The organism is Pseudomonas tolaasii NCPPB 2192, assembly GCF_002813445.1.
GTDB lineage: Bacteria > Pseudomonadota > Gammaproteobacteria > Pseudomonadales > Pseudomonadaceae > Aquipseudomonas > Aquipseudomonas tolaasii.
The window spans coordinates 716,593-730,478 of record NZ_PHHD01000001.1 but is presented as its reverse complement, the minus strand read 5'-3'; the positions used below and the strand labels follow the sequence as shown (position 1 = coordinate 730,478).

Below are 13,886 nucleotides of genomic sequence, written 5' to 3'. Positions count from 1 at the left end.
AAACACTTGTCAGTTTGCGGGCTGCAGCCGCTCCACGGCGAGGGTGGCCAGTGCGACATCCTGGGCGGCGAGGCCGGTCAGGTCCGCGATGGTCAGGTCTTCATCACTGAAGCGACCGCAGGCTTTGCCTGCCAGCACGTCGCCGAGGGAAACGTCGGCGTGGGCGGTAATCAAACCGGCGCTTACTGCGTGGCTCATTTCGCCATGGTCCACGCATTGGGCGCGGTCGTCGGTCATCAGTACGCGCGCGCGTTGCAGCAGCACCGGGTCGAGTTCCTGTTTTCCAGGGCTGTCGGCACCGAGGGCGACGATATGCGTGCCCGCGCGAACGACGGCAGACGGTACGAGCGCTTCGGATGAAGGCGTGCAGGTAATCACCAGGTTGCACTGTGTGAAAACCGCGGCAACGCTGTCGGCCGCCTGAGCCTTGAGGCCGTGATGGGCCAGGCTTTTCGCCAGTCGCTGAGCTTTCTCTGGATTGCGTCCCCAGATCACCACGCGTTCGATCCCGAGCAACTCGCAGGTCCAGCGCGCCTGCAATTGGGCCTGGTGCCCGCTGCCGATAATCCCCAACGCGCTCACCTGCGAAGGCGCGCCGGCCCGGGCTGCCAGGGCACCGGCGGCGGCGGTGCGCCAACTGGTCAGCCAGCCTTCGTCGTTGAGTACGGCCAGGGTCTTGCCGGTGTGGGCATCAAACACCAGCACCAGCCCGTTATTGGTGTCCAGGCCGCGTGACGGGTTGTCGTAAAAGCCCATGGCCAGCTTGACCACAAACACCGAGCCGTCCTTCGCGTAACCGGCCTTGATATGACAGTCCCCCGGCGGGTTTTCAAACAGCAAAACACCCGGCGGCGGTGCGACGATGCGCCCGTCGGTGTGGCTGATCAGCGCCTGCTCCACGGCCTGCAACATGTCTTTGCGCAGCAATGCGGTGCGCAATTCGCTGAGCCCGTAAACCGCCAAAGGCGCCGGGCTCATCAACTGCGCTCCCGCAGGTAGTCGGCGAACACGCTCAGGCCTTCTTCCATCTGCGCGCGGCCGTAGCCAATGCGGAAACGGTCTTGCGGGACCGGCCCGAGTTCCGAGTGATAAATGCTCGACGGCAACAACAACACGCCAGTGCGCTCCACCAGATCATTGCAGAACACTTCGACCCCTTCAGCGCCCAGGTAGCGCGGGTAGGCAATGCAGCCGCCATCCGGGTGGGACCACTCAAACCTCTCGGCGAACTCGGCGAAGAACCCGTCCAGCAAGCCCAGGTTGTGGCGCATCAATCGGTGAATGCGCGCGAGGATGGTGTCCCGCGCCTTGAGCGCAATGATCGACAGCACCTCGCTCGGCCCCGAATTGCAGATCGACAGGTAATGTTTCATACGCTCCATGCGCAGCAGCAGGTCACGGTCCTGACAAGCGATCCAGCCGATTCGCAGCCCGGGCAAGCCATAAGGCTTGGACATGACGGCCAGCGACACCCCGCGCTCATACACATCCGCCACTGCCGGCAACTGCTCGCCCAGCCCCAGCAGGCGATACGCCTCATCGCTGAACAGATAAATCCCGTGCCGGCGACACAGCGCCACCAACTGGTCGAAACGCTCACGTTCCAGAATCTTGCCGGTGGGGTTGTGGGGAAAGTTGATGGAAATCAGCCTGGTGTTGGGCCGAATTGCGGCGGCGACCGCGTCAATGTCCAGCGTCCAATTCTGCGCCGGGTCCAGCGCCACGCCGGACACCTGGCAGATACTCAGGGGAATGGTTTCCGCCGACTGGTAATTGGGCGTCACCACAATCGCATGGTCGCCCGCGTCGAGCAGCGCGTGCATCGCCACGTACAGGCCTTCTTCGGCTCCGGCAAAGCACAGCAAATCCTTGGGCTTGAGCTGTTCGTAAGTCGACGCAATCACCTCCAGCAATGCCGGCATGCCCCAGGTTTGCGTGTAGCCGAGCGCCAGGTTCTCGAATGCCTCGCGGTCTTGCGCGCTCGCCATCGCCAGCAATTCCTTGATCGTCAGGCTCTGGGCGTCGGACGCTGTCATGTGATAACGCGCAGAAAACTCCCACTTGGAAAAGTAGGTTTCGAGCTTGAAATCGGGAAGGGTGGCCATGGCGCGTTTCCTGGAGATGAGCGAGGTCAGAAAGGCGACATTAGCCGGGAGTGTATTTTTTGTCTAATATATATATTTTGTGTAATTGGCGGTTTGGAACATTTTAAAAATCCAGTCTTTCGCCGGAGCGTGGCCGGACGCAGAATTTGTGCAACAAGCTGCTGCACAATTGCCGTGGGCCACAATGTGGTGCTCCTGGACAAACGCCCGGCCCAGAACCCCGGCGTTGGTACATTGAACAGATAGAGCGGGAGTTGGCGGGTTAGCGATTAAGGTCAAAGCAATACTTGTGGCGAGGGAGCTTGCTCCCGCTGGGTCGCGAAGCGGCCCCGGAGAGGGGACTGCTGCGCAGCCCGGCGGGAGCAAGCTCCCTCGCCACAGGTACGGTGTTTACATGCAACTCAGGGTATGTGGATCAAGCCGTTTTCTTGCTCCCCGAATCCATGTCCGTGCTGCCCCAGGGCCGCCAGTCGTCGGTATGCCGCTCGCTGCCATGGGGGCCGCTGGAGCTGGTGCCACCGGCCAGGTATTTCTCCCACAGGTTCTTGCTGTCGGGATCGCCGTCCTTGTGCAGGTAAGGCGCCAGACGTGCCAGTGAGCTGCCTTTTTTGTCTTCGCTTTCCTTGAAGTGTTTCCATTCCTCCGACTGGTATTCGAACATCGACTTGTCGTCCGGCGTGTCGCGCCCGCCGTACATGTAGCTGGCGTAACGCGCGTATTCGAGTTTGTCGCCCCAGTCGTCCTTGGTCACGCCGGCGGCGGCGAGGTCCTTGAAGAATTGGCCCTGTGAGTCGGTGAGTTTCTGCATTTTGGCGTGCTCGACCGCTTCGGCGATCAGCGTACCCGCAACCCCGAAAATCACACCGGCCACGGCGAACACCGGCCCCGCAATTCGGGCACCGATGGCGAGCCCGCGTACCACGGTGGCGGCCACATCACCGGCCAGTTTGCCGGCCAGGTGCGCGCCTTTGGGGGCGAACATCGCGATGGTGTTGGCAATCGCCATGCCGGTGCCGGAGGCGCCCCCGCCCAGGGTGAAGGCCGCGTCGGTTTTTTCCAGTGCGGTCTTGGCATTTTTCAGTTTGCGGGCGCCGGACACGATGTCCATCACGCCGCCGGTCAAATCCAGGCCGGCGCCGCCCATAAAGCGCAGGAACGAGCGACCGGAGGCGATTGCAATTTCGGACTTGGACGCCGGGCTGCCTTTGCCGGGGATGTTCTTGGCGCCCATCTGCTCGCCGAGGGATTTGGCGGCGTTGTCGTATTCCTTGACCTCATCGGCCGACAAGTTACCCACGTCGAGTTTCTTGAGGGTTTCGGAAGATTCCTTGACTTGCGTGCTGATGGAGGCGGCCAGCGCGTCGGACTTTTCAGCGGTTTTCTTGCCCCAGATGTCCGGCAAGTTCTCGTCGATCAGGCCGAGCCATTCGGTGGCTTTGATTTTGGGCGGACCTTTGCCGTCTTTGTCCACGGCCGGGTCATAGGTTTTGGTGCCGCCCAGGGTTTCCACAATGTTCGAACCGAACTTGAGGAAGTCGTTGGTAAAGCTCAGGCCGGACACCAGGTCTTTCGCGGCGGCGATTTTCTGGTCATCGGTCATGTTGGCGCCACCATTGGCGAGCTGCAGGGCGCCGCTGACCAGGTTCATGGTGCCGGCCATGGCGCTCAGGCCGCCGGTGGAACTGGCGGTGTGCAGCATCGTCTTCAAGGACCCGGCGGCCGCTTCGCGGTTGGCGCCCAGGCCTTTGAGTTGGGTGTCGACGATCTTGTCGATGGCTTTCGGGTCGCCGCTGGCCGCTGCAATACGAATGGCCGCCGCGATCTGTTTGTTTTCCCCCGGTGTCAGCCCCTTGATATGGCCGTCAAGGATGTCGATTTCATCTTTCATCTTTTTGTACATGTCGTACGTTTTGTCACCCTTGTCCAGGGCGCCCAAGGTGGCGTTGATGCCGCCCTTGACCATCGTAAACGTGGCTTTCAGCCCGCTTTCGGCATTTTCCGGCGACACCTTGTCGGGGTTTTCCATGTAGGTGTTGAGCTGGTGCGTCATCATGTTCTGGTCGAACGTCTGGCGGCGCGCGGTGTAGCTGTCCGGCTCAAGGATGCGCAGCGACTCGAAGTAGCGGTCAACGTCGAGCTCGGCCATTTCGGCTTTTTTGGGGTCGCCCGAATCGTTCATGGCGATCACATAATCTTCGAAGTTCAAGTTGGCATCGCGGGTGCCGTCCTTGAACAGCGCCGGGAACACTTGCTCGCGTACTTCGCTCAAACGTTCTTCGGACAAACTACCAACACTTTTCTTTAATTCCGCGTCATAGCGATCCTTAATGCCTTCCTTGCCCATCAGCGTGGAGATTTCTTTGGCAAGTTTATCTTCGTCGACCATCTCCTTAACGTCTTTGCCATTGAGCTTGGTCGGGCTCTTATCGGTTTCACGGTAAGTGCCGCTGCCCAGGTTAATGCTCTCGGCATACCCGTAAAGATCGTAACCGCTGTCCAGTGCCGCCTGGGCGTCCATCAACTTGACGATCTTCGCTTCATCGGAGTCTTCGGCCAACTTGCCGCTCTTGATGTCATCGCGAATGCCCTGCACAAAGTTCTCGGCAGTCTGGCCGCCGACGGTCTTGTCGTTGGGCAATTCCATGTCCATCAAACCTTCGGCGCCGAAGGTCGGGATGTTGTATTTGTCGCGCAGGGCCTGCACGTCCTGTGGTTCATCCGGCGGCGCGGCCTTGTCGGTGTGGGTTTTGTCCTTGACGTGAACCAGGTCGCCCTTGAGGCTGGAGTAACCGTATTTGCCGAAGTCCTGCAGGCGCCCGGCCTCGGTACCGTGGCGGGCTTCCTTGTCTTTGGTGAAACCATCGATGCTGTCGTTGTCTTTGTTGCGGGCGTCGTACCCGGTCAGCAACTTGCCGTTTTCGTCGAGGCTGACCACATGTTCCAGCACCTGGGTGGCGCGGTACGCGGCGTCGGCATCGTTCTCGAAATCACCCACCTGTTTCTTCAGGTTGTCCTTCACATTGCTCTGGTTACCGAGGTTTTTCAGCAGCGGGGTGGCGTCGATGATTTCCTTGGCCGAGCGCGTGTCGCCGTCGGGGCGCTTCTGCTTGTCGCCCAAATCCGACTTCACCACCTCGCCGCGCAGGCTCGAATATCCGTACTTGCCAAAGTCCTGCAGGCGACCGGCTTCGGTGCCGTGCCGGGCTTCGCCATCCTTGGTGAACCCGTCGATGCTGTTGTTGCCGACATTCTCGCCATCAGTGAGCTTGCCGTTTTCGTCGATGTATTCGACATGCTCCAGCACTTTGGACGCACGATAGGCAGCGTCCGCGTCTTTTTCAAAATCGCCGACTTGTTTTTTAAGGTTGTCTTTCACACCGCTCTGGTTGCCCAATTGGCTGAGCAGCGGTGTGTCCTTGATGATTTGCTCTGCCGAGCGGGTATCACCTTCGGGGCGTTTCTGGCCTTTGCCAAGTTCATCCGCCGGCTTGGGTTTGGGGGCGGTGGAAGCGTTTTTGACGGACTTTTCCCAGGCCGCGACCTTGGTTTTATCTGTGCCCTCTGCATCCTTCGGGGTGGGTTCTACCTTCGCGACCATGGTCTATCTCCTGAGTTGAATGTTGCGCTGAACGCGCCGCCGGTAAATGTGTAAAAGTGTTAATCCTTTTAATGCGAGCAGGGCTCTACAACTTCCCGGGCAAATGCCCGGAACTTATTAGTCAATAACAAGGACGTGCCGCTAGTTGATCAGCGGCAATGGGTAAACGTGGTGAACCTGAGTGATTTGGAACTTAGCACGAGGAATTGCCGAATTCGCAAAGTCTTCACAACAATTCACAGCGCTGATAGACCATTTAGAACCTTGATCAGGTAATAACGGCGCACGCAAAAAAGCCTGCGGTTGAGCGCAGGCTTGTTGTAGAGCGGGGTTCGGCTTAGTGCGGGTGCGCGGTCAGCGCCGCATAACCGTTCATCAGGTTGCGATAGTTCGGAATGCGCTGGGACAACAAGTTGCCCAAGCCTTCGATGTCATTGCGCCAGTCGCGGTGCAGCTCACACGCCACCGAGAACCAGTTCATCAATTGCGCACCGGCCTGGCTCATGCGGCTCCATGCTGCCTGCTGCACCGTGGTGTTGAAGGTGCCCGACGCATCCGTCACCACAAACACCTCAAAGCCTTCCGCCAGTGCCGACAGCGTCGGGAACGCTACGCACACATCCGTCACCACGCCGGCAATGATGATCTGCTTGCGCCCGGTGGCCTTGATCGCCTTGACGAAATCCTCGTTGTCCCACGCGTTGATCTGGCCAGGGCGAGCGATATAAGGCGCGTCCGGGAACATTTCCTTCAACTCCGGCACCAGCGGGCCATTGGGGCCTTGTTCGAAACTGGTGGTAAGAACGGTCGGCAGGTTGAAGAACCTGGCCAGGTCCGCCAGGGCCAGCACGTTGTTCTTGAACTCGTTGGGCGAGAAGTCCTGCACCAGGGAAATCAGGCCGGTCTGGTGGTCGACCAGCAACACGATGGCATCGTCTTTGTTCAGGCGGTTGTAAGTGGGAGTGCTCATGGTTGAAGTCCTTTTGGTTTGGGTGGGTTTGGCGTTGCGTTCAACATGGGCACAGATTAATGGGTGGGTGTTGAGTGATAAATTGGCTGGGGTGTGTCTTACCGTCAACTTGAAGGAGACAATGTGGGGGCGGTATTTTGAAGGCGCAGATTCGTCTTCAGGCGGGGAGGGGGGTGTGCCCTGCTGCTGACCCGCAGGCAGTGGGGTATTGATTTTCAAGGGCCAGCAGGGCGCGTCGCTTTCATTTGAAGGGCGTTTCCGAGAAAATCCCCAGCGCATTGCGCCTGTGGGGCTGGGTGGCTAGGCTGCGATCCGTCACTGCTTATTCAGTGATCGGGTTTAGTCGCCCGGACCTCGCTAGGCGCACGCGCCATCCCAAAGACAGGTGGTTCCTCACCTGCACTTTATGGTGGCTGTGCGCAGGGCACCTCCGGGTGCGCCGGTTCCTAGCGGCCGGTCGACTAACCTGCGTACAGCCGCCACCTCTGATTGTTTAGTCGCGAAAGGACGGTGGTATTTACTTACTGCTAGGGAATTTTGCTATGGATAATATTGTTTCGGATTCGCCTTCACCGGGTGTGACTCACCCATTTACCGTTAATGAAGAACTGAGCTTTGAAGATGCCTGGGTGCGTGTGGTCGAGTTGCTGCAATGTGCGATGGCGACATCGCAAGCGCTAGGTGAACCGCTGGGTGCGCCGCAGAGAGCGGTGATGCATTTGGTGGAGATGGCGAAGATGGTGGCGGATCGGGCTGTGGAGTGTTTGCAACCCACTTAAGGCGTATCGCTTTTAATGACAGACATTAAAAAGCCGGCTTGTGGCCGGCTTCTCGGGGACTGCTTCAGCTTGTTTTTGACAAACCTCACCAGCCTTCAAATCGCTCAGCCCACATTGCGTCGGGCTGAATGGTAGGGGCATCCGCGGGAACTCCTCCGCTTCGCCGGGCAGGGTGGATAGCCATGAGCCACCCCCTGCCAAATGTGGGCCGCATGATACCTGCATTCACCTCAATTGCCCACCTCCGGATCCGGTTTAGAGCCTTCCCAGCCCAATAAATGCTCGTCGAGCGGGACGGGTGGGCGGCGGTTGTTGAGGGTTGACCACCAGAACACCCAGCCGACGATCTGGAAGTCTTGCTCGAAGCGTTGTTCGTGGCTGAGGTATTCGTCGGGGTGTTCGGCGGTGTTGTGGCTGCGCAGGCGCAGGCCGCCGCCGGGGCGGTTGTAGAGGTATTTGATGCGCAGCATGCCACCGTGTTCGACGGCGTAGATTTCACCGTCGATGATTTGGGTACGGCCGGTGTCGATGCCCAAGGTGGCACCTTGCTGGATGATGTCGGTCATGCTGTTGTCGACCATGTAGGCGCCTACCGCGCGGTCGGGTTTGATATTGAGGGTTTGCAGGGCGTGCAGGGTGACGCGGATGCGTTCGACAGAGGTGAATGTTGCGTGGAGCGGGATTTCCACGTCGGTGCTTTCCGGGCGGTTGCTTGGGCCTGTGAGGTATTTGCCCGCGTCTTCGCGGATGGGGATCACGTTCCTGGTGTCGTGGCCTTCCAGCAGGAATTGGGCCGGAGGGTGTTTGGGGCCTTCGCCAGTGCGCAGCCAGCGGCTGGAGACGCACAGCAGTTCTGCTATCTCGTTGAGCCGGCCCATGGGCACGCCGCGTTTGAACCAGTTGTTCACGTGTTGAGGCGTGACGCCACGGTTCTTGGCGAAGTCGGAAGCGGAAAGATGAACTTCCCGAAGTAATGCTTTAAGTCGATCACCTGATGTATTCATAAACGCAGAGTTTACTGGCCGATAAAACCCATCAAATAAACCATGCGTTGATTTGCATCTGTAGGAGTTTGCTCTGTTGTAGCCTTATTTGTCGGATGCGCAACTTTGGTGAACGCTTAGTGTTAGGTGTTGAACCTGGCGTTTAATTTTTTCCACAAAAAAGCCCCGAATGGTCGGGGCTTTTTTTATTGCCGCAGCAATGAGTAGCCGGTATCAGCCTTTGTAGGCAGCAACCGACTTCAGGATCTCGGCACGGGCGGCGTCTGCGTTGCCCCAACCGTCGATCTTCACCCATTTGCCTTTTTCGAGGTCTTTGTAGTTCTCGAAGAAGTGCTTGATCTGTTCCAGCAGCAGTGGCGGCAGGTCGGTGTATTCCTTCACGTCCACATACAGTTGGGACAACTTGTCGTGGGGTACCGCGATCACTTTGGCATCGCCGCCGCCGTCGTCGGTCATGTTCAGGATGCCGACCGGGCGTGCGCGAATGACCGAACCTGGTGTCACCGGGTAAGGGGTTACGACCAGCACGTCGAGGGGGTCACCGTCGTCGGCCAGGGTGTTCGGGATGAAACCGTAGTTGGCCGGGTAGAACATCGGGGTGGCCATGAAACGGTCAACGAACAGGCAATCGCTGTCTTTGTCGATTTCGTATTTGATCGGCGCGTGGTTGGCCGGAATTTCGATGGCGACGTAGATGTCGTTCGGCAGGTCTTTGCCAGCCGGAATCTTGCTGTAGCTCATTGGGCTTTGCCCCCGTAGTTGGCCATGAAACATGGCCGGATTGGCCTAAAAGTGGCGGCGATTATAGGCATATTCTGACGCCGATGCCATGCGTCAGACGTCGTACGGCGCGTGGCGTTCCGTCGGGTAGCGCGCGTCGCCGGCTTGCAGTTGATTGAGGCGGGCCAAGGGATCCTGGCGATAAAAGCGGCTCAGTTGCGCGTACACCTGTGGGTAAGTGCTGACCAGTAAATCCGGGGCACTGAAAAAATATTCACTGGTGACGGCGAAGAATTCGGCCGGGTTTTCGGCGGCGTAGGGGTCGATTTCGGTTTCGGCGTCCGGGTTGGCGTCGAGCTGGCGGTTGAGGTCGTCAAACGCGCTTTGCATCACGCTGGCCCACTCTTGCACGCGCATGTCGTTGTGCAGCGGCGGCAGGCCGTTGGCGTCGCCGTTGAGCATGTCGAGCTTGTGCGCCAACTCGTGGATCACCAGGTTGTAGCCTTCCCAGTTGCCGCTGGCCAGCACGCCGGGCCAGGCGAGAATGACCGGGCCCTGCTGCCAGGCTTCGCCGCTGTGTTCGCCGTCCCATTCGTGTTCCACGCCGCTGGCGTCGCGGTGGCGCTGGGGGCTGAGGAAGTCGTCGGGGTACAGCACGATTTCGTGGAAACCCTGGTACCAGTCGAGGTCACCCAGGTTCATCAACGGCAATTGCGCCTGGGCGGCGAGCAACAGGCGTTGTTCCTGGTGCAGCTCGACGCCGGGCAGGGCGGTGAGGTGTTTTTCGTTGAGGAACACCACACAGGCTTCGCGCAGCCACTGGTCCTGCTCGGCGCTGATGCCGTCGAGAAAGCTCAGGCGCCGGCGCACCCGCTGCCAGGTGTCATCGGCAATCGGGTGCCTGGCCAGCAAGCGCCGGCGACGCCAGGCGCTGAGGGACCACACGGGCGGTGCTTACGACTTGGCTTCGGAGGACGTGCTGCCAAAACGGCTGCGCACCACGCCAATGATCATCGGCACCAGCGACAGCAGGATGATGAACACCACCAGCAGCGACAGGTTTTTCTTGATGAACGGCACGTTGCCGAAGAAGTAACCCAGGGTCACCAGGCCGCCGACCCACAGGATGGTGCCGAACACGCTGAAGCCGAAGAAACGCGGGTAAGGCATTTTGGCGATACCGGCAACGAACGGCGCAAACGTGCGCAGGATCGGCAGGAAGCGCGCCAGGGTCACGGTTTTGCCGCCGTGCTTGTCGTAGAAGTCGTGGGTTTTTTGCAGGTAGTCGCGGCGGAAGATCTTCGAGTTCGGGTTGCTGAACAAGCGCTCCCCGGCCGTTCGCCCGATCACGTAGTTGGTGCTGTCGCCGAGTATCGCCGCCAGCATCAGCAGGCCGCCGAGCAACACCGGGTCCATGCCGCCGCCGGCGGCAATGGCGCCCGCGATGAACAACAGGGAATCACCCGGCAGGAAAGGCATGACCACCAGCCCGGTTTCGCAAAAAATGACCAGGAACAGAATGGCGTAAATCCACACTCCGTAGTTTCTCACCAGCATGTCGAGGTACACGTCGAGATGCAGGATAAGGTCGAGCGGGTTGAAATCCATGAAAGGCACCTGTGTGAATGGCCCGGCTCAGCAGGCCTGTGCGGGGGCGTCGGGTAATAAGGCTACAAGTGTATGCCGAATTTCTTACAAGACTGAAAGGTCCGCATTATACGGGTTGAGTCGTGAAAAGCGTGTTGGTTTTGTAGCGGGGGATGTCGCGGATTGGATGAAGCAACACCGATCAAATGTGGGAGCTGGCTTGCCTGCGATGGCGGTTTGTCAGCCAATGCAACACTTCCTGATACACCGCCATCGCAGTCAAGCCAGTTCCCATAGGAGGTTCAGGGTGTCTGGAGGTCAGTCTTCGCTGATGGGCAGCACGTAGTTCTTGAACTCCGTGTCCTCGCGGAACCCGATCGACTCATACGTCTTCTGCGCCACTTCGTTGTCACTGCTGGTCGAGACCCGCAGCCGCACGGCCTGGGTTTCCTTGGCCATCTTCTTGGCTGTACGCATCAGGTTGTCCGCCACCAGTTGCCGGCGCGCATCTTCGGCCACATAGATATCGTTGAGGATCCACACGCGTTTGAGCGATAAGGAAGAAAAGCTCGGATACAGCTGGCAAAACCCCAGCAGTTTCTTGTCATCGTCATCCGCCAAGGCCAGATAGATCACCGATTCCTTGCGTCGCAGGCGCTTTTCCAGAAAATCGCGCGACGAATCCGGGAACGGCAAGGCCCCGTAAAACTCGCGGTATTTGACGAACAGCGGGGTCAACAGGTCCAGGTGTTCCAGGGTCGCTTGAGTAATCCGCATGCCAGGCCTCAACTTCCAAAGGGGGGATGACCACACAAGCGGCCGTGACTCGATGCTGCCTAACGTCGCGAAAAAGCGCAATCGTGCAGCCATCAGTCATCCGGTGAGCTGAGCAGGAAATTGCCCTTCATCAGGTCAGGGTCATCCGACTCTATCGTTTGAACCTGCGCCTCGTCCTTGAGATTGACCCCCGACAGCTGCCGGCGACACGCCTCCTTCATCAAGTAAAGCAGGCGATGGGCGGCCATGCCGTAGCTCAGGCCCTCCAGGCGTACGTTGGAGATGCAGTTGCGGTAGGCGTCAGTGAGGCCGACCCTGGGGTTGTAGGTGAAATACAGACCCAGGCTGTCCGGCGAACTGAGCCCTGGCCGTTCGCCGATGAGGATCACCACCATTTTCGCGCCCAGCAGTTGGCCGACTTCATCCGCCACCGCCACGCGGCCCTGTTCCACCAATATCACAGGCGACAATGACCACCCTTCGGCGTGGGTCTGTTCTTCCATGCGTGTCAGAAAGGGCAGCGTGTGTTTATGCACGGCCAGCGCCGATAAACCATCGGCCACCACCACGGCCAGGTCCACACCACCGGGGTGGGCGGCGGCGTAGTCGCGCAGGCTTTGTGCGGACTCGTCGCTCAATCGCCGCCCCAGGTCCGGGCGTTGCAGATACATATGGCGATCAACGGCAGCGCTGTGCAGCAGCAGGCTTTCACGCCCGCGTTCGGCCATCTGGCTACTCAGGCCGGCGTGGTCGAAGGGTAGGTGCACCGCGTCGCGCGCCTGGGCGTGGGCGAACTGGAAATCCAGCTGTGCACGGGTGGGAATACTGGTGCCGGTGCGGCCCAGGGCGATGCGCGCCGGGGTCAGCCGCCGCAGTTCCAGCCACGGGTTTTCAGGCGCGGTTTCAACAGGCTCTGTGTGCACGGGCGGCTCCTTCATCCCAATTGCGCCAAGGCTTGGCGAAACGCCGGTGGCAGGCTGTTGCCGAAGTGCACCTTGCCGTCGGCTTGCGTGAAGATGCCCATTTTCGCCAGCCACTGTTCAAACTCCGGCGCCGGTTTTAAACCCAGTGTTTGGCGGGCGTACAAGGCGTCGTGGAACGAGGTGGTCTGGTAGTTGAGCATGATGTCGTCGGAGCCGGGGATGCCCATGATGAAGTTGATCCCGGCCACGCCGAGCAGGGTTAGCAGGGTGTCCATGTCATCCTGGTCGGCTTCGGCGTGGTTGGTGTAGCAGATGTCGCAGCCCATCGGCACGCCGAGCAGCTTGCCGCAGAAATGGTCTTCCAGACCGGCGCGGATGATCTGTTTGCCGTTGTATAGGTACTCGGGGCCGATAAAGCCTACAACCGTGTTCACCAGAAACGGTTTGAAATGCCGCGCCACGGCGTAGGCGCGGGTTTCGCAGGTTTGCTGGTCGACGCCGAAGTGCGCATTGGCCGACAAGGCGCTGCCCTGGCCGGTTTCGAAATACATCAGGTTGTTGCCCAAGGTGCCGCGATTCAGGCTCAACCCCGCTTCGTAGCCTTCCTGCAGCACGCTCAGGCTGATGCCGAAACTGGCGTTGGCCGCTTCGGTGCCGGCAATCGACTGAAACACCAGGTCCAGCGGCACGCCCCGGTTGATGGCCTCAATGGAGGTGGTGACGTGGGTCAGCACGCAGGCCTGGGTCGGGATTTCGTAGCGCTGGATGATCGCATCGAGCATTTCCAGCATGGCGCAGATCGAGGCGATGCTGTCGGTGGCCGGGTTGATGCCGATCATGGCGTCGCCGTTGCCATACAACAGCCCGTCGAGAATGCTCGCGGCTATGCCGGCGGGTTCGTCGGTGGGGTGGTTGGGTTGCAGGCGGGTCGACAGGCGCCCGCGCAGGCCCATGGTGCCGCGAAACTGGGTGACCACGCGGATCTTCTGCGCCACCAGCACCAAGTCCTGCACGCGCATGATTTTGGACACGGCGGCGGCCATTTCCGGTGTAAGACCTGGCGCCAATGCGCGTAGGGAATGTTCGTCAGCGGCTTCGCTGAGCAGCCAGTCGCGCAGGCCGCCGACGGTCAGGTGGCTGACCGCGGCAAACGCCTGTTTATCGTGGGTGTCGATGATCAGTCGGGTGACTTCGTCGCTTTCGTAGGGAATCAGCACTTCTTCGAGGAAATGTGTCAACGGGATGTTCGCCAGCGCCATTTGCGCCGCCACCCGCTCGCCGTCGTTCTGCGCGGCCACACCGGCCAGAAAGTCGCCGGAGCGTGCGGGGCTGGCCTTGGCCATCACGTCCTTGAGGCTGTCGAAACGGTAGGTCTGTGTGCCCACCGCGTGGGAAAAGCTTGCCATACAGTGTCTCCTGGGCG

12 protein-coding genes and 1 pseudogene are annotated in these 13,886 nt (G+C 59.8%); 2 read left to right on the top strand and 11 right to left on the bottom strand.

Annotated features, from left to right (window positions below):
- Positions 1–9 precede the first annotated feature (9 nt).
- On the bottom strand, positions 10–978 hold the full coding sequence (locus ATI14_RS03330) for a Rossmann-fold NAD(P)-binding domain-containing protein (protein WP_016973945.1): 969 nt from the start codon (positions 976–978) through the stop codon (positions 10–12).
- Positions 978–2,105, bottom strand: coding sequence for an aminotransferase class I/II-fold pyridoxal phosphate-dependent enzyme (locus ATI14_RS03325; protein ID WP_016973944.1), 1,128 nt, complete (start codon positions 2,103–2,105; stop codon positions 978–980). The genes ATI14_RS03330 and ATI14_RS03325 overlap by 1 nt, the downstream gene beginning before the upstream one ends.
- 118 nt (positions 2,106–2,223) lie before the next feature.
- On the opposite strand from ATI14_RS03325, the pseudogene ATI14_RS31595 reads away from it, so the two are divergent.
- A pseudogene (locus ATI14_RS31595) lies at positions 2,224–2,347 on the top strand (PDDEXK nuclease domain-containing protein); the annotation flags it as partial.
- Positions 2,348–2,520: 173 nt separating this feature from the next.
- Here the strand turns inward: ATI14_RS31595 and ATI14_RS03320 are convergent.
- Both ATI14_RS03320 and ycaC read right to left on the bottom strand, forming a co-directional pair.
- On the bottom strand, positions 2,521–5,703 hold the full coding sequence (locus ATI14_RS03320; protein WP_016973943.1) for a hypothetical protein: 3,183 nt from the start codon (positions 5,701–5,703) through the stop codon (positions 2,521–2,523).
- 337 nt (positions 5,704–6,040) lie between these two features.
- Positions 6,041–6,673 carry an isochorismate family cysteine hydrolase YcaC gene (ycaC, locus tag ATI14_RS03315; RefSeq protein ID WP_016973942.1) on the bottom strand — a complete coding sequence of 211 codons (633 nt, stop codon included), beginning with the start codon at positions 6,671–6,673 and terminating at the stop codon, positions 6,041–6,043.
- 542 nt (positions 6,674–7,215) lie between these two features.
- Here ycaC and ATI14_RS03310 point away from each other — a divergent pair.
- Positions 7,216–7,452, top strand: coding sequence for a DUF6124 family protein (locus tag ATI14_RS03310; RefSeq protein WP_016973941.1), 237 nt, complete (start codon positions 7,216–7,218; stop codon positions 7,450–7,452).
- A 230-nt stretch (positions 7,453–7,682) separates the two neighbouring features.
- Here the strand turns inward: ATI14_RS03310 and ATI14_RS03300 are convergent, their stop codons facing one another.
- The 7 genes from ATI14_RS03300 to ATI14_RS03270 all read right to left on the bottom strand — a co-directional run bounded on the left by ATI14_RS03300 (position 7,683) and on the right by ATI14_RS03270 (position 13,869).
- A complete protein-coding gene (locus ATI14_RS03300) occupies positions 7,683–8,456 on the bottom strand; it encodes a LexA family transcriptional regulator (protein ID WP_016973940.1) in 774 nt (257 codons plus the stop codon).
- A 213-nt stretch (positions 8,457–8,669) separates the two neighbouring features.
- On the bottom strand, positions 8,670–9,197 hold the full coding sequence (ppa, locus tag ATI14_RS03295; RefSeq protein ID WP_003219382.1) for an inorganic diphosphatase: 528 nt from the start codon (positions 9,195–9,197) through the stop codon (positions 8,670–8,672).
- Positions 9,198–9,290: 93 nt separating this feature from the next.
- Entirely contained in the window at positions 9,291–10,121 is an 831-nt protein-coding gene (locus ATI14_RS03290) for a M90 family metallopeptidase (RefSeq protein WP_016973939.1), read from the bottom strand.
- Positions 10,122–10,130: 9 nt separating this feature from the next.
- Positions 10,131–10,784 carry a DedA family protein gene (locus tag ATI14_RS03285; protein WP_016973938.1) on the bottom strand — a complete coding sequence of 218 codons (654 nt, stop codon included), beginning with the start codon at positions 10,782–10,784 and terminating at the stop codon, positions 10,131–10,133.
- Between the two features lie 297 nt (positions 10,785–11,081).
- A complete protein-coding gene (locus tag ATI14_RS03280; RefSeq protein ID WP_016973937.1) occupies positions 11,082–11,540 on the bottom strand; it encodes a GNAT family N-acetyltransferase in 459 nt (152 codons plus the stop codon).
- 92 nt (positions 11,541–11,632) lie between these two features.
- Positions 11,633–12,478, bottom strand: coding sequence for an ethanolamine ammonia-lyase subunit EutC (gene eutC, locus ATI14_RS03275; RefSeq protein ID WP_017254129.1), 846 nt, complete (start codon positions 12,476–12,478; stop codon positions 11,633–11,635).
- Positions 12,475–13,869: an ethanolamine ammonia-lyase subunit EutB gene (locus ATI14_RS03270; RefSeq protein WP_016973936.1), complete on the bottom strand. Its 1,395-nt coding sequence runs from the start codon at positions 13,867–13,869 to the stop codon at positions 12,475–12,477. The genes eutC and ATI14_RS03270 overlap by 4 nt, the downstream gene beginning before the upstream one ends.
- Between the last annotated feature and the right edge of the window lie 17 nt (positions 13,870–13,886).

What these genes read in the sequence shown, in the direction of transcription:
- ycaC (WP_016973942.1), bottom strand. Translation starts at nt 6,673, where the DNA reads ATGAGCACTCCCACTTACAACCGCCTGAACAAAGACGATGCCATCGTG.
- ATI14_RS03300 (WP_016973940.1), bottom strand. Translation starts at nt 8,456, where the DNA reads ATGAATACATCAGGTGATCGACTTAAAGCATTACTTCGGGAAGTTCAT.
- ATI14_RS03270 (WP_016973936.1), bottom strand. Translation starts at nt 13,869, where the DNA reads ATGGCAAGCTTTTCCCACGCGGTGGGCACACAGACCTACCGTTTCGAC.
- ppa (WP_003219382.1), bottom strand. Translation starts at nt 9,197, where the DNA reads ATGAGCTACAGCAAGATTCCGGCTGGCAAAGACCTGCCGAACGACATC.
- ATI14_RS03325 (WP_016973944.1), bottom strand. Translation starts at nt 2,105, where the DNA reads ATGGCCACCCTTCCCGATTTCAAGCTCGAAACCTACTTTTCCAAGTGG.
- ATI14_RS03285 (WP_016973938.1), bottom strand. Translation starts at nt 10,784, where the DNA reads ATGGATTTCAACCCGCTCGACCTTATCCTGCATCTCGACGTGTACCTC.
- eutC (WP_017254129.1), bottom strand. Translation starts at nt 12,478, where the DNA reads ATGAAGGAGCCGCCCGTGCACACAGAGCCTGTTGAAACCGCGCCTGAA.
- ATI14_RS03310 (WP_016973941.1), top strand. Translation starts at nt 7,216, where the DNA reads ATGGATAATATTGTTTCGGATTCGCCTTCACCGGGTGTGACTCACCCA.
- ATI14_RS03330 (WP_016973945.1), bottom strand. Translation starts at nt 978, where the DNA reads ATGAGCCCGGCGCCTTTGGCGGTTTACGGGCTCAGCGAATTGCGCACC.
- ATI14_RS03320 (WP_016973943.1), bottom strand. Translation starts at nt 5,703, where the DNA reads ATGGTCGCGAAGGTAGAACCCACCCCGAAGGATGCAGAGGGCACAGAT.
- ATI14_RS03280 (WP_016973937.1), bottom strand. Translation starts at nt 11,540, where the DNA reads ATGCGGATTACTCAAGCGACCCTGGAACACCTGGACCTGTTGACCCCG.